Genomic DNA, 20,893 nt, shown 5'->3' on the forward strand with positions numbered 1-20,893 from the left:
GTCGTGGTCTGCTACCTGTTCACCACGGCCGCGATGCTGCTCCTGCAGGCGGTGTGCGCCGCCCCCGGCGTACTGCTGCGGCAGTCGGTCTACTTGGCGGCCTCCGCGCTGGCCGGGGTGGGCCGCTTCTTGCTGCTCCGCGCGGTGGTCTTCGCCGGGCGGGGCGGCTCCGCCGCGTCGGTGTGGCGCAGCGACGCGGCGTACATCTCGTCGGGGTCGAGCCGGCGCAGCTCCTCGGCGATGAGCTCGGCGGTCGACCGGACCTTCAGCGCGAGGTGCCGGCTGGGCTGCCCGGGGATGGAGAGGTTCGCCAGCGGGCCCTCGGGGCGGTCGATGTGGATGTCGCCGTCCGCGGTGGTCAGCCGTACGGCGGTGACGACCGGGCCGTCGGTGACGACGCGCTCGACGGGCACGCGCAGCCGGTTGCCGAGCCAACGGGCGAGGAGTTCGGCGCTGGGGTTGTCGGCCTCGCTCTCGACGGCGGCCGAGACGACCGTGGCCCGGGCCTGGTCGAGCGCGGCGGCGAGCATGGACCGCCAGGGCGTGAGCCGGGTCCAGGAGAGGTCGGTGTCGCCGGGGGTGTAACCGGAGGCACGGGTCTTCAGCTCCTCCAGCGGATGCTCGACGGCGTACGCGTCGGTGATCCGGCGCTGCGCCAGCGCGCCGAGGGGGTCGGCGGCGGGGTTGGCGGGTGCGTCGACCGGCCACCACACCACCACGGGGGCGTCGGGCAGCAGCAGCGGCAGGACCACGCTGTGGGCGTGATCGGCGAGTTCGCCGTGGAGGCGGAGCAGGACGGTCTCGCCGGTGCCGGACTCGCCGCCGACGCGCACCTCGGCGTCGAGGCGGGCGCTGCGCCGGTCGCGGGGGGACCGGCCGGGGCGCTTGATGACGACCAGGATGCGCGAGGGGTGCTCGCGCGAGGCGTCGGAGGCGGCCTTGAGGGCGTCGTAGTGGTTGCCCTCGTCGGTGACGATGACGAGGGTCAGCACCATGCCGACGGCCGGACTGCCGATGGCCCTGCGCGCCTTGATCAGCGCCGAATTGATCTTGCTTGAGGTCGTCTCGGTGAGATCGATGTTCATGGCCGGCGCCAGCTCCTGCCGTCTCGTGCGAGCATCTCGTCCGCCGCCTTCGGACCCCAGGTACCGGCGGTGTACTGCTCGGGCTTGCCGTGCCGGTCCCAGTACTCCTCGATCGGGTCGAGGATCCGCCACGACTCCTCCACTTCCTGCGGTCGCGGGAAGAGGTTGGCGTCGCCGAGCAGGACGTCCAGGATCAGCCGTTCGTAGGCCTCCGGGCTGGACTCGGTGAAGGACTCGCCGTAGGCGAAGTCCATCGTCACGTCCCGGATCTCCATCGAGGTGCCCGGCACCTTGGAACCGAACCTGATCGTCACGCCCTCGTCCGGCTGGACCCGGATGACCAGGGCGTTCTGCCCGAGCTCCTCGGTCGCGGTGTTGTCGAACGGGGAGTGCGGGGCGCGCTGGAAGACGACCGCGATCTCGGTGACGCGGCGCCCCAGGCGCTTGCCGGTACGCAGGTAGAAGGGGACCCCGGCCCAGCGGCGGTTGTCGATGGCCAGCTTGATGGCGGCGTAGGTGTCGGTCTTGGACTTGGCGTCGATGCCGTCCTCCTCCAGGTACCCGAGCACCTCCTCCCCGCCCTGCCAGCCGTGCGCGTACTGCCCGCGCACCGTGTGTGCGCCCAGGTCGTCGGGGTGCCGGACGGCCTGGAGGACCTTGAGCTTCTCCTGCACCAGCGACTTGGCGTCGAAGGAGGCGGGCTCCTCCATCGCGGTCAGCGCGAGGAGTTGGAGCAGGTGGTTCTGGATGACGTCGCGCGCGGCGCCGATGCCGTCGTAGTAGCCCGCGCGGCCGCCGATGCCGATGTCCTCGGCCATCGTGATCTGCACGTGGTCGACGTAGGAACGGTTCCACAACGGCTCGAACATCGTGTTGGCGAACCGCAGCGCCAGGATGTTCTGGACCGTCTCCTTGCCCAGGTAGTGGTCGATCCGGAAGACCTCGGCGGGCGGGAAGACCTCGTGGACCACCCGGTTGAGCTCCTGGGCGCTGGCCAGGTCGTGACCGAAGGGCTTCTCGATGACGGCCCGCCGCCAGGAACCCTCGGGCGGGTCGGACAGCCCGTGCTTCTTCAGCTGCTGGACCACGCTCGGGAAGAACTTGGGCGGCACCGAGAGGTAGAAGGCGAAGTTGCCGCTGGTGCCCCGGGCCTTGTCCAGTTCCTCCACGGTCGCACGGAGGGCGTCGAAGGCGTCGTCGTCGCCGAAGTCGCCGGGCACGAAGCGCATTCCGGCGGCCAGCTCCGTCCAGACCTCCTCGCGGAAGGGGGTGCGCGCGTGCTCCTTGACCGCGTCGTGGACGACCTGCGCGAAGTCCTCGTCCGCCCAGTCGCGGCGCGCGAAGCCGACGAGCGAGAAGCCCGGCGGCAGCAGCCCGCGGTTGGCCAGGTCGTACACGGCAGGCATCAGCTTCTTGCGGGACAGGTCGCCCGTCACACCGAAGATCACCAGCCCGGACGGTCCCGCGATGCGCGGCAGCCGCCGGTCGGATGGATCGCGCAGCGGATTGTTCCAGCTGTCGGTTTCCGTCATGGGTCCACTTCTCTTCATCGTGGGTGCGGCGGTGGTCGTGGCGCGCCCGGGGGTCATGCGGCGCCGAAGAGTTCCAGGAGCGCGTCCTGGCCGAACATGCGGGCGGTGTCGATGGCCGAGGGGGTGCCGGCGGCGGGGTCGGCGCCGCCGTCGACGAGGACGCGGACCACCTCGTCCTCGCCCTTGAAGACGGCACCGGCCAGCGGCGTCTGGCCGCGGTCGTTGGCGCGGTCGGGGTCGGCACCGTGCTGCAGGAGCGCGGCCACGGTGGCGGCGTGACCGTGGTACGCGGCCAGCATGAGGAGGGTGTCGCCCTTGTCGTTGGTGAGGTCGGCCGGCACGCCGGCGTCCACGTACGCCGTCAGGGTCTCCGTGCCTCCCCGGCGGGCGAGGTCGAAGAGTTCGGCGGCGAGTCGCAGGACTTCGGGGTCCTGGGCCGGGTCGTTCTGCGGGGTCGGCTCGCTCATCGTTCCTCACTAGGCGTGGCTGCTCGCCGTGCGCGGGCGGGACCGCTTGTGATCCACCCTAAGCGGCCCCCAGCGCCCCGGCCTTGCCGGGCGTGCTGCCGGTGCGCGCCGGCTCGGGGGGCGCGGACCGCACGAGAAGCCATGGCCGAAGCTTAACGATTTTGATCACTCGAACGGGCGACTTCGCTGCTCCGTCGGCGGGGCCTGCCACATGACACGCCGGACGACCGGCGAGGATCACCCCGGAAGAAACAGTTCAGCGAAGCTGAACAGGTGAACTTCCCTATAAATCACCCATTTGCCTCTTTTCAGAACATATTACTATCTGTAATTCTGGAACAACTCATGGTGACAGTCCCCATCACACAGGAGTAGCCCCCATGATCCTGTCCATCTCAGGCGTCGTCCTGCTCGGCATCATCGTCTTCCTGTTCTTCCGCAAGGACGGACTCAAGGCGTCCCACGCGCTCGTCTGCGCCCTCTTCGGCTTCTACCTCGCGGGCACCGCCATCGCCCCGAGCATCAAGGCCGGCGGGGCGAGCCTGGCGAGCCTCCTGGGCGGGATCAAGTTCTAGTACGGCCGTCCCGCACGGCCGATCCACCGGGCCCGGCGCCGCTCCGCACCGGGCCCTTCCCGTTCCGTTCCGTCGTACCGTCCCCGCAACGATCCTCTGGAGCTCCCCGTGGTCCGGCGTCCCCTCTCCGCCCTCCTGAGCAGCCGCCCCTCGCTCACCCGCGGCCGTGAGCTCGCGCGGGCCGCCGTCGACAGCACCACGGACGTCCTCCACCCGCTCTTCGTCATCGCGCGCGGGCTGCGCCGCCAGGCCGGCTGGGCGCGCGATTGGTGGGGCAGCACGCCCAAGGACCGGCGCGGACCGGCGCTGATGGCCTCCGTGGGAGCCGGCTTCCTCGTCCTGGTGCTGCTGCCCTACGGTGCCTACCTGATGTTCGCCGCCTGGATGGGTTCCGCCGGCTGGATGGGCCGGGACCGCACACCCGCCCCGACCGGACCGAGCGGCGCGGAGAGCGACCGGCTCACCGCGCTGTACGAGGCCCTGGTGCCGTACCTGTCCGTCGCCGACGACCCCAGCCCGATCTACGCCCACGACGGCAGCTGGGAGAACGCCTTCGGCGACTACGCCTTCGAGGACGGGCGGCTGGTCCGCCTGCACCTCAAGTACCCCGCCTACTTCACCGACGGCGAGGCCACGGCCAGGGCCCGCGTCGAGCACGTGCTGCACGCCAAGGTGGGGCGCGGCCGCGAGTACCGCTTCGAGTGGAACGAGGAGGAGAACCACCTCACCCTCACCGCACTCCCCCCACTGCCCACGGGCATCGCCGCACAGCGTTTCGTCACCTCCCCGGGCGAGACGGTGCTCGGCTTCACCGACGCCGAGGCGGTGCAGCGCACCGTCCCGGTCGAGGACGGCGAGGAGGTCAGGGACGCGCCCCCGGTCGTGTGGCGCACCGGCCCGCGCTCCACCGAGCCGCACCTGCTCGCCCTCGGCCAGCCCGGCACGGGCACCACCACGCTGCTGCGCTCCATCGCGCTCCAGGTGCTGCCCGAGGGCGACCTCGTGGTCGTGGACGGCAGCGGGACCGGCGAGTACGCGTGCCTGACCGGACGGCCCGGGGTGATGGCCGTCGAGAGCGGCCTCGCGGGCACGCTGGCCACCCTGGAGTGGGCGGCGCACGAGACCGAGCGCCGTCTGATCGCCGTCAACCGGGCCCGGCAGGCGGGGCGTACCGCCCCCGACGACGTACGGCGCCCCTTGTGGATCCTCGTCGACCGGCCGACCGTGCTCAGCCAGCTCGCGCACGCCGAGAGCCGCCCCGACCCGCAGGAGCTGCTGGACATCCCGCTGCGGCACGGCCGGGCGGCCGGGGTGACCGTCGTCGTCGCCGACCACCTCGACGGCGCCGAGGCGCTCTCCCCGGTCGTCATCGCCCAGACCAGGGCCCGGGTGCTGCTGGGCGCGGTCACCGCGGAACAGACCCAGGCGGTGCTCGGCGCGCCGCAGTGCTCCACGTCCGCCGCCGAGGTGCCGCCGGGCCGCGGCTACGTGCGGCTGGGCTCGGGGCCGGTGCTCCGGGTGCAGGTGCCGGCGACCCCGGACCCCTTCGACGAGGACGCCAGCGACGGGCACCGCCAGGCGGTCATGGCGCTGCTGCCGCCCGCGGACGTCCCCCCGGGGACGCAGGCACGGGAGGCGGAGGCCGCGCAGGCTCCCGGGGCGGTCCGGGTCTCCGGGCCCTCGGGCGCGGTCCGGCCGGCCGGCGACCCGGCGCTCGAGCACTGAGCCGGACCGTCGCCGCGCGGGTCAGCGTCGCGGCAGTTCGTGCAGCCGCACCTGGGTCAGCGCGCCTCCGGCCGCCTCGGCGGTGAGGTAGGTGCCGTACGGCTGACGCCTGCGGTCGGTCGGCGATCCGGGGTTGAGCAGCCGCAGCCCGCCCGGCGCCGTGCTGTCCCAGGGGATGTGGCTGTGCCCGAAGACCAGGACGTCCAGGTCGGGGAAGCGCTCCTCGCAGCGGCGTTCGCGCCCCTGGGCCGGGCCGCTGTCGTGCACCACGCCGAAGCGCAGCCCGCCCAGCTCCGCCCGGGCGACCTCGGGCAGCCGCGCGCGCAGGTCTGCGCCGTCGTTGTTGCCGTACACGCCGATCACCCGGCGGGACCGCGCCTGCAGCAGGTCGAGGGTCGCCGCGTCGACCCAGTCGCCGGCGTGGAGGACGGCGTCGGCCTCGGAAATCCGGTCGAGTAGTTCGGCCGGAAGCTCCTTGGCACGTTTGGGCAGGTGTGTATCGGACATCACAAGAAGACGCACACGTCCACGCTATCCGCGCGGGGGGACGGGAGCGGCGCCCGGCACGGCGGCCGGAAGGGAGGCCGACGTCGCGGTGTGCCGCAAGGCGGCGTGGCCGGTGGGGCGACCCCGCGGCCGCCGGGACCGCGGCCTCAGCCATGAAGGGCCCACACGTCATGTGCGGTGACACGACCCCCACCCGCTCGGCGGAACTCGTGCAGCCGGCGGAGCCCGCCTACGTGGGCGCCGCGCGGCACTTCACGTCCGAGTTGCTGGGCCTGTGGGGACTGACCGCGGAGGACCGCATCGCCGCCGAGCTGATCGTCGACGAGCTCGCGGCGAACGCCGCGCGCCACGGCAGGGCGCAGATGTCGGTCCGGCTGTGCATGCACGACGACGGCCTGGTCATCACCGTCACCGACAGCGGCGCGGCCCGGCACCACGACGGGACCTCCCTGGACAGCACCCCGCCGGACGAGCACGGCCGCGGCCTGGAGATCGTGCGCCGGCTGGCCGGGTCCACGTGCATCCACGACGACGAGCGCGGCCGCCGCGTGGTCACCACGCGGCACCTCGCCCCGCTCCAGCGGCCCGTCGCGGGGGTCACCAGCCCGGCATCGTAGGCGCACGCGCATGGGCGACAATGACGGACCGGAGGCGACCGGGCCGGCCCAACGTCCCCGGGAGGCGGGCCACATGGGTGTCCGCGCCGGTCGCGCCGGACGCCGGCCCGCACCCCGAGGAACGAGAGTGACGCCCCGCGTGAACCCGCACAAGCCCTCCGGGACCTCCCCCGCCGTCCCGCCGCACTGCGTCCTCGTGCTGCTGTTCGACGGGCTGCAGCTGATGGACGTGACCGGTCCGCTGGACGTGTACGCGGCGGCGAACGAGTACGGCGCCCACTACACGATGAGGACCGTCTCGCCGGACGGCGGGCCCGTGACCACCACCGCGGGGCTGCGGCTCATGCCGGACCTGTCGCTGGACGAGGTGGACTTCCCGGTCGACACCCTCGTCATCCCCGGGCGTCCCGACTGGTGGGCGGCGGTCTCCGACCCCGCGCTCGTGGCGGGCATCACCCGGCTCGCGGACCGCTCCCGCACCGTCGCCTCGGTCTGCGCCGGCGCTTTCCCACTGGCCGCGACCGGGCTGCTGGACGGACGGCGGGCGGCGACGCACTGGCGGCTGGCGGGCGACCTCGCCGCCCGCTACCCGAAGGTGGAGGTGGACGACGACGCGATCTTCGTACGGGACGGCCGGTTCATCACCTCGGCGGGCATCAGCGCCGGGATCGACCTGACCCTGTCCCTGGTCGAGTCCGACCTCGGGCCGGACATCGCCCGCAAGGCCGCCAAGTTCCTGGTGGTCTTCATGGCGCGGCCCGGCGGTCAGTCGCAGTTCAGCGTGCGGCAGAGCCCGAGGCACCCCGCGCACTCGGTGCTGCGCGGGGTGCTCGACCAGGTGGCCGCCGATCCCTCGGGGGACCACGGCCTGCCCGCGCTGGCGGCGCGGGCGGGGGTGAGTTCACGTCATCTGACCCGGCTTTTCCGCTCCGAGACCGGCGGCACGGCCTCGGAGTACGTGGAACGCGTCCGCGTCGAGGCCGCCCAGGCGCTGCTGGAAGCGGGCGACGACGCCCTCGACGTGGTCGCCCGGCGCAGCGGTTTCGGGTCGGAGGAGACAATGCGCCGGGCGTTCCGGCGCCGTCTGGGCGTCAGCCCGGGGGCGTACCGCGACCGCTTCCGCACCACCCGGCCGCGCGGCACCCGGGAGGGGTGAGCGGGCCGGCCCGCCCCGGCCGCACGCCCAGCCCCACACGACCGGCCCGTGGGCGAGGTCCAGCGAGCGCGGCAGCGCGTTCGTGCCGTAGGCGAGGACCGCTGAGGCCGCCCAGGCAGGTGCCCGGTGACGGGCGAGCAGTCGAAGGGCGCCTTCGCCGGGCCTCCTCCGCCGTGCTGTCGCGCAGGGCGACGCCTGCATGCGGACGTCCTCCCACCACGAGCGCTGCGACCACCGCAGCGCCGCCTGGGCGCGCTCGGTCTCCGGGGCGTCGGGTACGAGGCCGGGTCACTCCGCCCAGGGGGACTGCAGGATGGTGTCCACGAAGTTCCCGCGGACGAAGCCCGGTACGAAGCGCTCCAGGACGTCGGCCTTGACGTTGCCGAACGTCGTGCCGGGGCGCGGCGCGATGCCGTGGGTGAACTCCTTGAGGATGTTGTTCTTGAAGTCGGGCCGCGGGTGGACGGCGACGACCGCCTCGCGCTCCTCCGGCGTGATCTCGTCGTACCCGATGCCGAGGACGTCGACCTCGACGCCCGAGGTGACCAGGGCGATCTCGGGTGCCATGTGCCACGGGATCTCCGGCGTGGTGTGCAGGGCGATCGCCTCCCACACCACCCGCGCGCGGTCCTCGGGGACGTCGTGCTCCAGCAGGAAGCGGCGGGCCTCGTCGGCGCCGTCGATCTCGAAGCGCTGGTCGGTACGGGCGTAGGTGTCGGTCAGTCCGAGGTCGTGGAACAGAGCGCCGACGTACAGCAGCTCGGGGTCGAAGTCCCACCCGCGGTTGCGGCCCCGCATCGACGCCCAGAAGTACACCCGGCGGGAGTGGTGGAAGACCACCGGGTCGGCGGCCTTGCGCACCAGTTCGGTCGCCTCCGTCACGAGCAGGGTACCGGGCACCTCGATGTCCGCGATGATTTCAGCCACGTCGAATCTCCTGACAGGTTTCCGGTTCCGGCGGCGTCCGGGCGGGCCGCCCGGTGCCGTTGGATCCATCGTCGGACGCGGCGGCGGTCCCCGCCGGATGCCGGACGGACGCGCGACCCTCGGATCGGGACACGCGTCCGGCCGGCCGTACCCGGCGGGGCGGTGGGGGTCAGGACGCGTCGGCGAGTTCCGCGATGACCTGCGCGTGGCACGGCTCGGGCAGGCACCAGCAGCCCAGCCTGCGGCCGCGCAGCGCGGGCAGCATCGCGAGCAGGTCGGGGCGGCCCAGCAGGTGTTCGCGGTACTTGTCGAGGACCTCCTGGCGGGTGCCGTCCCGCCCCGGGCGGTAGGGGCTGGCCAGCGGGGAGCCGGCCAGGTGCCAGCCGCCGCGGTGCGTCGGGCGGCCCACGTAGACGACGTCCGCGTACGCGGGGTCGTCGCGGTGGCCCTTGAGGTTCACGACGGTGGTGCGTGGCTCGGTCTCGCTCATGACCTGTTCCTTCCCACGGTCCGGGGCGCCGATGGGCGTCAGGGCAGCTTGGCCGCCAGGACGTCCACCGGGCGGATGTCCGGCGGCGAGCCGAGCGTCGTCTTCGCCGCCTCCGCCAGGGCGGCGGCGATGCGGCCCGACAAGTGGCCCGCGCGGCCGGCCTCGTCCTCGAAGGTGTCGAAGACCCCGAAGGTGGTGGCGTCCTCGCGGAAGGCGAACCAGGTGACGGTGTGCTCCTCCTCCCGGGCCGCCGCCAGCGCGTCGCGCAGCATGGCCGCGACCTCCTCCGCGTGCTCGGGCCTGGCCTCGATACGTGCCAGCAGGCCGATCTTCGTCATCGTGTGCTCCGTCTCGGTGGTCGTGCGGTGGTGGACGTCGTCCGGCCGGACACCGGAAACCTATGCCGCGCGGCACCCCTCCCCCCAGCGTCGGAAACGACACGTTGGATACCGTTTCCGTCATGGACGTGGCAGTGGTGGCGTACGACGGTGTGTTCGACTCCGGTCTCTCGGCGGTCCTCGACGTCCTCGAGGCGGCCAACGCGATGCGCGGCGAGCTCCCGCAGCCGCCGCCCGCCTGGAACGTGACGACGGTCGGCCCGCGCCGCCGGGTCCGCACCGGCGCCGGGCACACGGTGGCGGCGGCACCGGCCGGCGAGGCCGCGGGGGCGGACCTGCTGCTCGTCCCGGCACTCGCGGAGCGCCGGCCGGACGCCCTCGTGGAGCGCGTCTCGGGGCCCGGCACGGCCGCCGTGCGCCGTCTGGTGGCGGCCACGCGCGAGCGCGGCGGACCCGTCGCCTCGGCCTGCACGGGCACCTTCCTGCTCGCCGAGTCCGGGGTGCTGGACGGACGGCGCGCCACGACCAGCTGGTGGCTGGCCCCGGTCTTCCGGCAGCGCTACCCGGCCGTCACGGTCGACGAGACCCGCATGGTGACCAGTTGCGACGGCGTCACGACGGCGGGCGCGGCCTTCGGCCACGTCGACCTGGCGCTGGCGGTGGTGCGCATGTCCAGCCCGGCACTGGCCGATCTGGTCGCCCGCTACCTGGTCGTGGACGAGCGCCCGTCGCAGTCGGCGTACACCATCCCCAGCGCCCTGGCCCAGGCCGATCCGACGGTGGCCGGCTTCGAGCGCTGGGTGCGGCTGCGCCTGGAGGAGCCCATCAGCATCGCCGAGGCGGCCCGCGCCCTGGGGGTCGGCGAGCGGACCCTGCAGCGGGCCGTGCGGCGGGTCCTGGGCGTGTCCCCGGTCCGTTTCGTGCAGGACCTGCGCGTCGAGCAGGCCACGCACCTGCTGCGCACCACCGACCTCCCCGTCGAGGTCGTCGCCCGCCGCGTGGGCTACGAGCACGCCAACACCCTGCGCGTCCTGCTCCGCGACCGCACGGGCACGACGGCCGCGGCCCTGCGCGGCCGATGAGCCCTGTGATCCCGGCAGGCCCCGTCGTCGCGACAGACAATGGGCGCGCGCCTTCCCCCCGGACGCCTGTACGGTGCGGAGCCGTGGGAACGGACATCTACGGCGGCATCGAGTTCCGCCATCCGCTGGCAGGCACGGAGTTCTACGAGGGCGAACCCTGGGTCGACGCGATGGACCTGTGGCCGCTGTACGACGAGGTCGACTATCCCTCCTTCGGCTACCTCTTCGGGGTGCGCAACACCCTCGGGTTCCGCCCCCTCGCGGCGGGCCGGGGCCTGCCGGAGGACCTGTCCGGCCGCTTCCGCGAGGAGCTCGCGCCGTGGGTGGAGTCCGGGGCCATGGACGGGGCCGGCTGGGTCACCTGGGCCGAGCTCGCCGCCGCCGACCGGGCTGCCGTCCCCGAGCACTTCGTGGGCCGGGTGACGTGGTGGCGGCCGTCGCGGCCGGGACCGCCCGACCGGTGTTTCGTACCGGCCGTGTGGCCACCGGACGTGGTCGCGGCCTTGGGGCCGCGGCCGCCCGAACTGGACGGCGCCACGGGCGGGTTCACCTGGAGCGGTCCGGCGGGGGAATGCCGTTACGAGCCGCTGACCGCAGGCCTGGTCCTGGGCGAGGGCACGCACTGGCCCCATGTCTTCGCCGTGATGGAGGCCCTCGCGGGCCGCTTCGGCCCGGACGGCGTCCGGCTGGTGGCCGCCTTCGACTGAGCCGGGCCGTCCTACGCTGAGGGTGTGATCACCAAGCCGCGCGCCCGGGGCGCCTCCGCGGCCGCAGCCGTGGCCTGGTCGCTGCTGACCGTGTTCCTGCTGGCGGTGACCGCCTTCACCGCGGCCCACGGCGCGTACGAGACCGGGGTGATCGGCCGCGAGGTGCGGGTGCTGCTGACCGAGTGCGAGCAGCGTCCCGAACGCGGCCGCGCCCCCATGCAGTGCACGGGCGTGCCGCTGGGGGCCGTCACGGGCCGGGATCCGTCACCGGAGCCGGTGAAGGTGCGCCACGCGGGCAGCCCGGGGCAGGTGGTGGGCGTGGTGCGGACGGCGTGGGGGACGCACATGGCCACGGACCGCCGTCCCGGGGCGCGGGCGACGGCGGTCCTGGCGACGATGGTGCCGCTCACCGTCGCCGTGCTGTGCGGCTGCGCCGCCGCCCGGCGGGCGGTCCCGGACAGGGGGTGTCAGGGACGGACGTAGCGCAGGACGCCGAGCATGGCGTCGGCGGGGAGTTCCTCGCCCGGGTCGGCGACGCAGGCGTCGAGGCCCTTGCGCAGGGCGGCCGCGTCGAGCCCCGCACCGATCATCACCAGTCGGGTGGCGCGGGACTCGCCCCGGGACCAGGCGGACGGCAGGAAGCGCAGGAAGCCGCCGACGGAGTGCAGGCTGTACTTCTGCTCGTGGGCCGGGGCGGCGAAGCGCAGGAAGCCCTTCATCCGGTACAGGCCCGCGGGCCTGCCGTCGAGGAACTCCATCAGCCGGCGCGGGTGCAGCGGCGCCTCGGAGGTGAACTCCACGCTGTCGTACGCCGCGTGGAGATGGCCGGTGTGGTCGCCGTCCGCGTGGTGATCGTGCCCGTCGTCCGCGTACAGCTCGTCGAACGACAGCTGGCGGGCGGCCGTGCCGTCGGCCGCGCGCGGCCGGGGCTCGAAGAGCAGGGCGGGGTCCACCCGGCCGTGGGCGGCCTCGACCAGCGGCGTTCCGGGGGCCACGGCGGCCAGTGCCTCGCGGACCCGTTCACGGCCGGCGGCGCCGACGCGGTCGGTCTTGTTGAGGACGACGAGGTCGGCGGCCCGCACATGGCGGTCGAGTTCGGGGTGCCGGGCGCGTACCGCCTCGTACTCGGCGGCGTCGACGACCTCGACCAGCCCGCCGTAGGTGATGGCGGTGTCGGTGCTGGCCAGCAGCAGCCGGATCATGCCCTGGGGCTCGGCGAGACCGCTCGCCTCGATGACGATGACGTCGATGCGGGCCTGCGGACGCGACAGCCTGGCGAGCATGTCGTCCATCTCCGTGGCGTCCACGGCACAGCACAGGCAGCCGTTGTCGAGGGCGACCATGGAGTCGACCTGGCCGGCGACGGAGAGCGCGTCGATGTTGATGCTGCCGAAGTCGTTGACGATCGCGCCGATGCGGGTACCGCCGCTGTTGCGCAGGAGGTGGTTGAGGAGCGTGGTCTTTCCCGAGCCCAGGAATCCCGCGATGACGACGACCGGAATCCGTTGCTTGGCCAAGGCTTCCTCTCCGGGTACGGGCTGCCGGCCCCTCATCGTAAGCCCCGCGCACCCCGAGGTGCTTCGTGCGGGTGAACCGGCGCCCGGCGCAGAACCGCGGCGGGGGCCGCGCGGTCTTCCGAGGCGTCCACGGGGATGGCTCTACGAGGGAGGAGGCGCCCATGGCGGAGCAGGAGGCGGACCGCGGCACGGTCCTGGTGTGCATCGCCGCGGAGGACGAGGAGACGGCGTACCGCATCGTCGACCTGATCTCCGGGCGGCACCCGGCGACGGCACCACAGCTGCGGCGCACCCACGAGGGCACGGTCGCGTGCGCGCTGCGGGCCCAGACGCTCCGGGTGCTGGGCGACGGCTGACAAGGTTCGGCGGGCCGGTCCGCCGGCCCGCCGAGCACCGAGTAACGTGCCGGGTGCTAACCGAACTCGCCCTCGCGCACACCCTCCCGGAACGCCGTCCACTCCTGCGCGGTGAAGCGCAGGGGCGGCAGGTCCCTGTTCTCGGAATCACGGATGGCGACGGCTCCACCGCCGAGGTCCGCCACCTCGACGCACTCCGGCAGGTAGCCGCTCTTGCTGCTCTTGACCCAGCGCGCTTCCCTCAGGTCCCGCGCGTAGAGATCGGCCTTTCTCGCTTGCATGAGAACCTCCGTTCGAGGTTCGTGCGGATGTTCCCTCCCCACCCTCACTCCGACCCCTGCCCGCGCGCAACCATGGGCGTGCGGCCGCCGCCCCGGGCAGCGGACGCCGTCGGCGGTCCCGGGCTTGGCGGGCCCGCTCACCGGGGCGGTCGATCGGCCTCGGCGGGCCGGCCCGTCAAGCGGGGTGGGACGCGATGAGCCCTAGCCGAACTCGCCGTCGCGCACACCCTCCCGGAACGCCGCCCACTCCTGCGCGGTGAAGCGCAGCGGTGGCAGGTCCGTGTTGTTCGAGTCGCGGATCGCGACGGCTCCGCCGGCCAGCTCCGCAACCTCCACGCAGTCCGTCCGGTAGGGGCTCTTGCTGCTCTTGACCCAGCGCGCTTCCGTCAGGTCACGCGCGTACAGTTCGGTCTTCCTCGCTTGCATGAGAAGCTCCGTTCGGATCTCGATCGGATGTTCCCCCTTCCCACCCTCATCCCGTCCCTCCCACCTCGCAACCGGCGCCCCGCCCATGATCACGGCGCAGTCCCGGGCCAGCTCAAGTACCCACGGCCGACGGGTTGCTGACGGCACGTCGCCAATCGGTCGCGCCCTGTCGCGAAACGCCGGGACGGGGCACCATCGAACACATGGCGACATCCTCGGGGTGCGATGTCTGCGGGCGGGAGGACGACACCGTCCGCGACTGCGGCATCCGCCACCTCCCGCTCGCCGTGTGCGACGCGTGCTTCGCGGACATAGCGCGGGCCCGGCGCGGCCCGCTGCCGCGTCCGCTGGACGGCGCGGAGGTGATGGCCGCCGTGCTGGAGGCGCTTCACGAGGACAGCCGGCGCTCCTCCTGAGCGGGGCCCGGCGCGGGCGGATCGGCGAAGGTCGACGGCAGCACGGCCCGGCCCCGGACCGCCCCCACCGGCACGGGAGGGGACCGCCGCGGGTCGGCGGCGGACAGCCCCTCGGCCCGCAGGGCCACCGCGCGCACGGGGTCGCCGTGCGGGCCGAGGGCCTCGTGCATGGCGTAGGCGGCCTCGGCGAGTTCACCGGGGTCGGAGGTGGGCTCCGGCAGGGTGCGGCTGCGGCTGACGGACGAGCCGCCGGCGAGCCGCACGGTCAGGGTGAGGCCGGTGGCGGTGCGGCCGGTGCTGCGCAGCCGGTCGCCGAGACCGAGCCCGAGTTCGAGGACGGCCCGGCTCAGCGCGCCCCGGTCGGTGGCGTCGGCGGTGAACAGGCGGTCGGCGGCGAGCGAGCCGGGCGGGTGCTCGGGGGTGATCGGGGCGGGGTCGAGACCGTGCGCGCGTTCCCACACGCCGCGTCCGGGAGCGGCGCCGAGGATCGCCTGGACGTCGGGCAGCGGCGCGGCGGCGACCCTGCCGACGGTGTCCAGCCCGGCCGCGACCAGTGCACGGACGGCCTCCGCGGTGATCCCGGGGAGCGCCGCGACCGGCTTGGCGCGCAGGAAGCCGGCGACGGCCCGCGGGTCGGAGTCGACGGCCCGGATCCGGCCGACCAGGACGTCGTACGCGGCCATGGCGGCGACCGTGCGGCTCCCGGCGACGCCGATCGTGAGGCCCACGTCGTACAGGGCGGAGGCCCGGGTGCTGATCATGAGGGCGAGCTGCTCGGGCAGCAGCCCGTAGAAGCTCACCGCGGAGCGCACGTCGGCCACGACCGCGTCCGGCGGCTCGGCGCGGACGACGGGGGTGAACTGGCCGACGAGCCCGGCCAGCGCCGCGAGCGTCGCCGGGTCGGTCCCGCCGCAGCGGATGTAGAGCACGCAGGGCCCGGGGTCCTGGTGCGGCTCGGCCTCGACCATGGTCTGCCCGCCTCCACCTCGTTCGAACAACTGCTCGAATTCGAGTGTAGGGCATTCCGGGTCCCCGCGTCCGGCTCATAGGGTCGTCGCATGACCCTGACCGCCGTACAGCGCCGAGCCCTGCTGGAGTCCGACGCCAACACCGGGCAGTTGGGCGCACGCGAACCGACCTGCGCGGCGCTGGCCAGGCAGGGCCTCGCCGTGCGGTACGGCCGCACCGGCGGCTGGTACCTCACCCAGGAGGGCCGCCGGGTGCGCTCGGAACTGGCCCGCGTGGAGCTCCCCCACCCGCAGGACGGGGCGACGCCCGGGACGGAGCCGGAACCTCGCCAGGAGCCCGCCGAGCGCGGCTTCGCGGCCGACGACGGGCACGGCACGGGAGCCGCCGCCCCCGGTCGCGCCGCCGAGGTCGCATCGGCCTGGTCGGGGCTGCTGGAGATCCGCCGCGTCCTGCAGGACGGCGACACCACGCGGCCCGCGCCCTGGGAACGCGAGCGCCACGTCCACGCGGTGGCCCTGGCCCTGGAGGCGGCCGGGAGGCCACCGTCCGCGCGCGGCAGCGCCGGGCGTCCCCCGGTCGCCGGCTACGCCGTCGCGCCCGCCGCCCAGAGCGGGGTCGCCGAGGTCTCCTGGCACTCCCCCGCCGGGGACGCCCCCGGCACCGCCGAGGCCGAGCTGGCCCGGTGCCAGGGCGTCCTGGAGGCGTACGGCTGGCAGTGCACCCTCCACCACGACCGGCGGCGGCGGGCGTTCCTCCTGGTCTCGCCCCGCCGGGCCTGAGGGAGCAGGATGGAGGCAGCGACCCCAGGAGGTCCGCCATGAAGTCCACGTCCTCGGACGCCGATCCGTACCTCTACGCCGAGACCCCCTCCCAGGCGGAGGGCGAACGGATCTACGACGACGCCGAGCGAAGCACGATGGAGATCCACCCGGACGTGCCCCGGACGACCCCCTCCCAGGCGGAGGGCGAGCGCATGGACGACATCCCGCCCCAGTGAGCCGGGGCGGGCACGTGCCGTCCGGGCGTCCGTCCGTCCGTCCGTCAGCGATCCCTGCGGGACAGCACCGCCAGGGCCAGGACGAGGACGGCCAGCCCCGCCCAGGACAGCGGCGTGGGCCGCTCCCCGAGGACGGCCACCCCGAGCAGGGCGGCCACGGCGGGCTCGGCGAGGGTGAGCGTGGTCGCGGCCGAGGCCGGTGTGTGCCGCAGTCCGCGCCCGAACAGCCGGTAGGCCAGGAAGGTCGTCAGCACCGCGAGGTGCAGGACCACCCCGGCGCCGCGCGGCGTGCCGAGCCACACCACGCCCGCGGCGAGCACCACCGGGAGGGTCAGCAGACCGGCGGAGCCGAAGAGCACTCCCATCACGGCGCCCGGCGCCTGCCCGCGTCCGATGAAGTGCCCGCCGACCAGGGAGTACACCGCGTACGAGAGCCCGGCCAGGGCCGCCAGTGCCACCCCCGCGGCGTCCGTGCGCGCGGCGGGACCGGCGTCCGCGCCGCCGAGCACCAGCAGCCCGCAGCCGAGGACGGCCACGGCCGTCGCGGCGGCCCACCGGCGGCTCGGGCGGTGCAGGCCCACCGCCCAGGCCAGCAGCCCGGTGAAGACGGGCGCGCTGCCCAGGGCGATGACGGTGGCCACGGCGACCCCGGTACGGGAGACCGCCGGGTAGAAGGAGAGCGGGTATCCGGCGACGGCGAGGGCGCCGACGGCGAGCAGGGCTCCTCCGCCACGCCCCGCGGTGCGCAGCAGGGTCCGCGCTCCCCTGGCGCCGGCCAGGAGCAGGAGCCCGCCGAGGGTGAGCCCGGCACCGCCGACCGCGGCGGGCGGGGCGCCGGCGGGCGCGAAGGACGCGGCGGTGCCGGTGGTGCCCCACAGCAGGGCGGCGGCGAGGATCGGCAGCGCGCCCTGGACGAACCGCGGCCTGGGGGCGGCGCCGGGCGCGAGCGGGCGTGCGGGGGCGAGGGAGGGCGTGCTGTCCGGCACGGGGGTGGCCTTTCGTCACGAATCGGTGGAAGCGGATCCGGAACGGGCGCACCGCACCTGCCCCTGGCGGCCGGGCGGCCTGCTGGGGGTGGGGGTCCGAGTCGTCAGTGAGTGCGCCCGGTCAGGCGCACAGCGGCGGAAGGACGACGTGCCAGTAGCAATTCACCCGACGATCCTACCGAAGGGCGGGCATGGCAGGGTGAACGCATGCCGATCACTGATGTCACCGATGAGCAGCCCGGACGGGCCATCGACCTGCGAAGCGACACCGTCACGCGGCCCGGCGCGGACATGCGCCGCGCCATGGCGGAGGCCGAGGTGGGCGACGACGTCTTCGCCGACGACCCCACCGTGGGCGCCCTCCAGGACCGGATCGCGGAGCGGCTCGGCTTCGAGGCCGCGCTGTTCGTCTCGTCCGGGACGCAGAGCAACCTGTGCGCGCTGCTGACGCACTGCGGCCGCGGTGACGAGTACATCGCCGGGCAGTCGGCCCACGTGTACCGCTGGGAGGGCGGCGGCGGTGCCGTGCTCGGCGGGATCCAGCCGCAGCCGCTGCCGCACCGGGAGGACGGGACGCTGGACCCGGCCGACATCGCGGCCGCGGTCAAGCCCGACGACCCGCACTTCCCGCGCACCAGGCTGCTGTGCCTGGAGAACACCATCGGCGGCCGGGTCGTCCCCACGGACTACCTGCGGGCCGCGACCGGGCTGGCGCGTGAGCACGGGCTGGCCACGCACCTGGACGGGGCCCGGCTGTTCAACGCGGCGGTCGCCGCGGGCGGCGACCCGTACGAGCAGGCGCGGCTGATCGCCGGCCACTTCGACAGCGTCTCGGTCTGCTTCAGCAAGGGCCTGGGCGCACCGGTCGGCTCCGCTCTGCTGGGCAGCCGGGAGTTCGTGGCGCGGGCGCTGCGCTGGCGCAAGGCGCTCGGCGGCGGGATGCGGCAGGCGGGCATCATCGCGGCGGGCGCCCTGTACGCGCTGGAGCACCAGGTGGCGCGGCTCGCCGAGGACCACGCGAACGCGGCGCTGTTCGCGGAGGGGATCAAGGACGTGCCCGGTCTGGTCGTGGGCGACTCCCAGACCAACATGGTCTTCGCCGAGCCGGCGCCGGGGCTGTCCGCCGAGGAGGTGCAGGAGCGCCTCGCGCGGCGCGGGCTGCACTGCGCCGGCTATCCCGGACGGCTGCGCTTCGTCTTCCACCTGGACGTGTCGCGCGCCGACACGGAAGAGGCCGTACGCATCGTCCGCGAGGCCCTGGACGGCGCCGCGCGCGGCTGACGGCCCGCCATCTCCCTTTCTCGTAGCGGTCGTTCCGCAACCTCCGGTGCCTCCCGCGTGTCCTAGGGGGTGAGGTCGTCGCGCGACGGCCTCAACGGGGAAGGGGAAGCGATGAGAGCGGGAGCGTCAGCGGGACGTCGGGCGGGGGCCGCCCTCGCGGTGGCGGTGATGGCCGTGACACCGGTCGTGGCGGGGGGCGGCTCGGCGCAGGCCGCATCGTCGTGCACGACGAGCAAGGGGCCGTACCAGAAGCAAGTGGAGAAGTTCCTGGGGCGGCCGGTGGACGGGAAGCAGTCGGCGGCCGACTGCAAGGCGATACGCGCCTTCCAGACGAAGAACGGGATATCCCCGAACATCGGCTACGCGGGCCCGGTGACCTGGGGCGTCATGAAGATCATGAACGCCCAGAAGGCCGCGGGCAGCAATCCCAACAAGGCCGGCAAGTGCCCCACGAACAAGGGGCGGATCGCGTGCGTGGACCTCACGCGGCAGCTGAGCTGGATACAGGACGGCAAGAAGCTGAAGTTCGGGCCGGTCCCGGTGCGGACGGGCCGCAACGGCTACGAGACGCGCACCGGTGCCAAGAAGATCTACTGGCGCCACAAGGACCACTGGTCGACGTTGTACAACGTGGCCATGCCCTACAGCCAGTTCTTCGACGGCGGGCAGGCGTTCCACTCGATCGCGGGCAGCGTGTGGTCGCCGCCGGGGTCGCACGGCTGCGTGAACATGCGCAGCGGGGACGCCAAGAAGTACTGGAGCCTGCTGAAGAACGGTGACGACGTGTACGTGTACGGGCGCAAGCCCGGCACGTGACGCGCCGCGGCGCCGGCAGGGGCGGGCGGGACCGGGCGGGGCTCCGCACGGGCCCGCCCGCCCTTCTTGGTCCAGACCTCTTGACGGCGCCTGGGGGCGGCAGTTCAATCACGGCGTGAACTAAGTCTTGAACTCATACGGACGGGAATCCCGTGCCCCCACGCACGAGGGTTCAAGAAATGTCAGGTGCATGACTAGCGCGCCCGGCCTTCCGTCCGTCACCCCCCACGACCGCCCCCGAAAGGCAGCGCCCCTGTGAAGGCACTCCCCCCACGCCCCCGCCCGCGCCGACGCGTGCGCGCCCGCGGCCTGCTCACCGCCGCCGCCGCCGGACTCCTCGCCCTCGCCGCCCTCACCACCACCGGCCCCACCGACCGGCCCCTCCCCGCGGCCCCCGCCGCCACCGCCGCGGTCACCACCTTCGCCGACGAGTTCGACGGCGCGGCCGGCAGCGCCGTCGACGGCGGCAAGTGGCAGATCGAGACCGGTGACAACGTCAACAACCACGAACGGCAGTACTACACCGCAGGGAACCGCAACGCGGCCCTCGACGGCCAGGGCCACCTCGTCATCACCGCCCGCAAGGAGAACCCCGCCGGTTACCAGTGCTGGTACGGCAGTTGCCAGTACACCTCCGCCCGGCTCAACACCTCGGGCCGCTTCACCACCACCTACGGCCACGTCGAGACCCGGATGAAGATCCCGCGCGGCCAGGGCATGTGGCCCGCGTTCTGGATGCTGGGCAACGACATCGGCAACGTCGGCTGGCCCGCCAGCGGCGAGATCGACATCATGGAGAACGTCGGCTTCGAGCCCGGCACCGTCCACGGCACGATCCACGGCCCGGACTACTTCGGCTCCGGCGGCATCGGGGCGGGCTACACCCTGCCGGGCGGCCAGGCCTTCGCCGACGCGTTCCACACCTTCGCCGTCGACTGGAGCCCGGACGCCATCAGCTGGTCCGTCGACGGCACCGTCTACCAGCGGCGCACCCCGGCCGACCTCGGCGGCCGCCCGTGGGTGTTCAACAAGCCGTTCTTCGTCATCCTCAACCTCGCGGTGGGCGGCTACTGGCCGGGCGACCCCGACGGCAGCACCGCCTTCCCGCAGCAGTTGGTCGTCGACTACGTCCGCGTCACCACCTCCGACAGCGGGGGCGGGGGCGGCTCGACGGGCCGCATCACGGGTCTGGCCGGCAAGTGCGTCGACGTCGCCGGGGCCAACCCCGCCAACGGCACCCCCGTCCAGCTCTACGACTGCAACGGCACCGCCGCCCAGCAGTGGACCACGGCCTCCGACGGCACCCTGCGCGCCCTGGGCAAGTGCCTGGACGTCAAGGACTTCGGCACCGCCGACGGTTCCCAGCTGCAGCTGTGGGACTGCGGCGGCGGCACCAACCAGAAGTGGGTCCTCTCCGGTGCGCGCGACATCGTCAACCCGCAGGCGAACAAGTGCCTGGACGTCACCGGCAACAACTCCGCCAACGGCACCCGGCTCCAGTTGTGGACCTGCACCGGCGGCGCCAACCAGAAGTGGACGCTGACCCCTTGACCCCCTGACCCCGTGGCCCCCTGACCGCCGCGCCCCTGACCTCGGGTCGTCGGCGCCCTGGCAACTGATGGCCCGTCATGGCAGTGTCA

The 20,893-nt window shown here is 73.7% G+C and carries 26 protein-coding genes; 14 read left to right on the top strand and 12 right to left on the bottom strand.

The genetic code is table 11. The features are described from left to right. Nucleotides 1-89: 89 nt before the first annotated feature. From opcA to AC1VWI_RS08280, 3 genes are read right to left on the bottom strand one after another with little or no spacing between them, the layout of a single operon-like run. Nucleotides 90-1,085 carry a glucose-6-phosphate dehydrogenase assembly protein OpcA gene (opcA, locus tag AC1VWI_RS08270; RefSeq protein WP_499510291.1) on the bottom strand — a complete coding sequence of 332 codons (996 nt, stop codon included), beginning with the start codon at nucleotides 1,083-1,085 and terminating at the stop codon, nucleotides 90-92. Continuing rightward, a complete protein-coding gene (zwf, locus tag AC1VWI_RS08275) occupies nucleotides 1,082-2,635 on the bottom strand; it encodes a glucose-6-phosphate dehydrogenase (protein WP_499516747.1) in 1,554 nt (517 codons plus the stop codon). Before zwf ends, opcA begins: the two co-directional genes overlap by 4 nt. A 35-nt stretch (nucleotides 2,636-2,670) precedes the next feature. After that, entirely contained in the window at nucleotides 2,671-3,084 is a 414-nt protein-coding gene (locus AC1VWI_RS08280) for an ankyrin repeat domain-containing protein (protein ID WP_499510292.1), read from the bottom strand. 380 nt (nucleotides 3,085-3,464) lie between these two features. Here AC1VWI_RS08280 and AC1VWI_RS08285 point away from each other — a divergent pair, with 380 nt between their 5' ends. Together AC1VWI_RS08285 and AC1VWI_RS08290 are read left to right on the top strand one after the other, a co-directional pair. Then, the gene (locus tag AC1VWI_RS08285; RefSeq protein WP_018534760.1) at nucleotides 3,465-3,659 is read left to right on the top strand and encodes a hypothetical protein; all 195 of its coding nucleotides are present in this window, start codon (nucleotides 3,465-3,467) and stop codon (nucleotides 3,657-3,659) included. Between the two features lie 108 nt (nucleotides 3,660-3,767). Continuing rightward, nucleotides 3,768-5,384, top strand: a complete 1,617-nt coding sequence (locus tag AC1VWI_RS08290; protein WP_499510293.1) for a hypothetical protein — start codon at nucleotides 3,768-3,770, stop codon at nucleotides 5,382-5,384. Between the two features lie 21 nt (nucleotides 5,385-5,405). On the opposite strand, the gene AC1VWI_RS08295 is transcribed toward AC1VWI_RS08290, so the two are convergent. After that, a complete protein-coding gene (locus tag AC1VWI_RS08295; RefSeq protein WP_499510294.1) occupies nucleotides 5,406-5,906 on the bottom strand; it encodes a metallophosphoesterase family protein in 501 nt (166 codons plus the stop codon). Between the two features lie 155 nt (nucleotides 5,907-6,061). On the opposite strand from AC1VWI_RS08295, the gene AC1VWI_RS08300 reads away from it, so the two are divergent. After that, nucleotides 6,062-6,508, top strand: coding sequence for an ATP-binding protein (locus AC1VWI_RS08300; RefSeq protein WP_499510295.1), 447 nt, complete (start codon nucleotides 6,062-6,064; stop codon nucleotides 6,506-6,508). 127 nt (nucleotides 6,509-6,635) lie between these two features. Beyond that, nucleotides 6,636-7,664: a GlxA family transcriptional regulator gene (locus AC1VWI_RS08305; protein WP_499510296.1), complete on the top strand. Its 1,029-nt coding sequence runs from the start codon at nucleotides 6,636-6,638 to the stop codon at nucleotides 7,662-7,664. Between the two features lie 288 nt (nucleotides 7,665-7,952). Here the strand turns inward: AC1VWI_RS08305 and AC1VWI_RS08310 are convergent, their stop codons facing one another. From AC1VWI_RS08310 to AC1VWI_RS08320, 3 genes are all read right to left on the bottom strand, one after another. Then, nucleotides 7,953-8,591 (bottom strand): HD domain-containing protein, encoded by a 639-nt coding sequence (locus AC1VWI_RS08310; RefSeq protein WP_499510297.1) that lies wholly within the window; start codon nucleotides 8,589-8,591, stop codon nucleotides 7,953-7,955. A gap of 169 nt (nucleotides 8,592-8,760) precedes the next feature. Beyond that, a complete protein-coding gene (locus tag AC1VWI_RS08315) occupies nucleotides 8,761-9,081 on the bottom strand; it encodes a DUF4326 domain-containing protein (RefSeq protein ID WP_499510298.1) in 321 nt (106 codons plus the stop codon). A 38-nt stretch (nucleotides 9,082-9,119) separates the two neighbouring features. Beyond that, entirely contained in the window at nucleotides 9,120-9,419 is a 300-nt protein-coding gene (locus AC1VWI_RS08320; protein ID WP_499510299.1) for a putative quinol monooxygenase, read from the bottom strand. Nucleotides 9,420-9,541: 122 nt separating this feature from the next. Between AC1VWI_RS08320 and AC1VWI_RS08325 the strand changes: the two genes are divergently transcribed. From AC1VWI_RS08325 to AC1VWI_RS08335, 3 genes are all read left to right on the top strand, one after another. Beyond that, complete coding sequence (locus tag AC1VWI_RS08325; protein ID WP_499510300.1) at nucleotides 9,542-10,501, top strand: GlxA family transcriptional regulator; 960 nt, start codon at nucleotides 9,542-9,544, stop codon at nucleotides 10,499-10,501. A gap of 83 nt (nucleotides 10,502-10,584) precedes the next feature. After that, nucleotides 10,585-11,208 (top strand): hypothetical protein, encoded by a 624-nt coding sequence (locus AC1VWI_RS08330; protein WP_499510301.1) that lies wholly within the window; start codon nucleotides 10,585-10,587, stop codon nucleotides 11,206-11,208. Nucleotides 11,209-11,232: 24 nt separating this feature from the next. After that, nucleotides 11,233-11,691: a hypothetical protein gene (locus tag AC1VWI_RS08335; protein WP_499510302.1), complete on the top strand. Its 459-nt coding sequence runs from the start codon at nucleotides 11,233-11,235 to the stop codon at nucleotides 11,689-11,691. Here AC1VWI_RS08335 and AC1VWI_RS08340 read toward each other — a convergent pair. Next, on the bottom strand, nucleotides 11,676-12,725 hold the full coding sequence (locus AC1VWI_RS08340) for a CobW family GTP-binding protein (protein WP_499510303.1): 1,050 nt from the start codon (nucleotides 12,723-12,725) through the stop codon (nucleotides 11,676-11,678). The genes AC1VWI_RS08335 and AC1VWI_RS08340 overlap by 16 nt on opposite strands. 161 nt (nucleotides 12,726-12,886) lie before the next feature. On the opposite strand from AC1VWI_RS08340, the gene AC1VWI_RS08345 reads away from it, so the two are divergent. Continuing rightward, the gene (locus tag AC1VWI_RS08345) at nucleotides 12,887-13,081 is read left to right on the top strand and encodes a hypothetical protein (protein WP_499510304.1); all 195 of its coding nucleotides are present in this window, start codon (nucleotides 12,887-12,889) and stop codon (nucleotides 13,079-13,081) included. Between the two features lie 56 nt (nucleotides 13,082-13,137). On the opposite strand, the gene AC1VWI_RS08350 is transcribed toward AC1VWI_RS08345, so the two are convergent. Both AC1VWI_RS08350 and AC1VWI_RS08355 read right to left on the bottom strand, forming a co-directional pair. Further along, nucleotides 13,138-13,362 carry a DUF397 domain-containing protein gene (locus tag AC1VWI_RS08350; protein ID WP_499510305.1) on the bottom strand — a complete coding sequence of 75 codons (225 nt, stop codon included), beginning with the start codon at nucleotides 13,360-13,362 and terminating at the stop codon, nucleotides 13,138-13,140. Between the two features lie 201 nt (nucleotides 13,363-13,563). Then, a complete protein-coding gene (locus tag AC1VWI_RS08355; RefSeq protein WP_499510306.1) occupies nucleotides 13,564-13,788 on the bottom strand; it encodes a DUF397 domain-containing protein in 225 nt (74 codons plus the stop codon). A gap of 203 nt (nucleotides 13,789-13,991) precedes the next feature. Between AC1VWI_RS08355 and AC1VWI_RS08360 the strand changes: the two genes are divergently transcribed. Then, nucleotides 13,992-14,204, top strand: a complete 213-nt coding sequence (locus tag AC1VWI_RS08360; protein WP_499510307.1) for a hypothetical protein — start codon at nucleotides 13,992-13,994, stop codon at nucleotides 14,202-14,204. On the opposite strand, the gene AC1VWI_RS08365 is transcribed toward AC1VWI_RS08360, so the two are convergent. After that, nucleotides 14,177-15,172, bottom strand: coding sequence for a DNA polymerase Y family protein (locus AC1VWI_RS08365; protein ID WP_499510308.1), 996 nt, complete (start codon nucleotides 15,170-15,172; stop codon nucleotides 14,177-14,179). The two genes, AC1VWI_RS08360 and AC1VWI_RS08365, sit on opposite strands and share 28 nt — an antisense overlap. Nucleotides 15,173-15,262: 90 nt before the next feature. Here AC1VWI_RS08365 and AC1VWI_RS08370 point away from each other — a divergent pair, with 90 nt between their 5' ends. Together AC1VWI_RS08370 and AC1VWI_RS08375 are read left to right on the top strand one after the other, a co-directional pair. Then, the gene (locus AC1VWI_RS08370) at nucleotides 15,263-15,952 is read left to right on the top strand and encodes a hypothetical protein (protein ID WP_499510309.1); all 690 of its coding nucleotides are present in this window, start codon (nucleotides 15,263-15,265) and stop codon (nucleotides 15,950-15,952) included. A 38-nt stretch (nucleotides 15,953-15,990) separates the two neighbouring features. Continuing rightward, on the top strand, nucleotides 15,991-16,170 hold the full coding sequence (locus tag AC1VWI_RS08375) for a hypothetical protein (RefSeq protein WP_499510310.1): 180 nt from the start codon (nucleotides 15,991-15,993) through the stop codon (nucleotides 16,168-16,170). 44 nt (nucleotides 16,171-16,214) lie between these two features. Here AC1VWI_RS08375 and AC1VWI_RS08380 read toward each other — a convergent pair whose 3' ends face one another. After that, entirely contained in the window at nucleotides 16,215-17,156 is a 942-nt protein-coding gene (locus AC1VWI_RS08380; RefSeq protein ID WP_499510311.1) for a DMT family transporter, read from the bottom strand. A gap of 207 nt (nucleotides 17,157-17,363) precedes the next feature. Here AC1VWI_RS08380 and ltaE point away from each other — a divergent pair, with 207 nt between their 5' ends. From ltaE to AC1VWI_RS08395, 3 genes are all read left to right on the top strand, one after another. Next, nucleotides 17,364-18,437 carry a low-specificity L-threonine aldolase gene (gene ltaE, locus AC1VWI_RS08385; RefSeq protein WP_499510312.1) on the top strand — a complete coding sequence of 358 codons (1,074 nt, stop codon included), beginning with the start codon at nucleotides 17,364-17,366 and terminating at the stop codon, nucleotides 18,435-18,437. A gap of 168 nt (nucleotides 18,438-18,605) precedes the next feature. Next, nucleotides 18,606-19,253: a L,D-transpeptidase family protein gene (locus AC1VWI_RS08390; RefSeq protein WP_499510313.1), complete on the top strand. Its 648-nt coding sequence runs from the start codon at nucleotides 18,606-18,608 to the stop codon at nucleotides 19,251-19,253. Nucleotides 19,254-19,547: 294 nt separating this feature from the next. Then, complete coding sequence (locus tag AC1VWI_RS08395) at nucleotides 19,548-20,804, top strand: RICIN domain-containing protein (RefSeq protein ID WP_499510314.1); 1,257 nt, start codon at nucleotides 19,548-19,550, stop codon at nucleotides 20,802-20,804. The last annotated feature ends 89 nt before the right edge of the window (nucleotides 20,805-20,893 follow it).

The organism is Streptomyces sp. TOM-9, assembly GCF_056858595.1.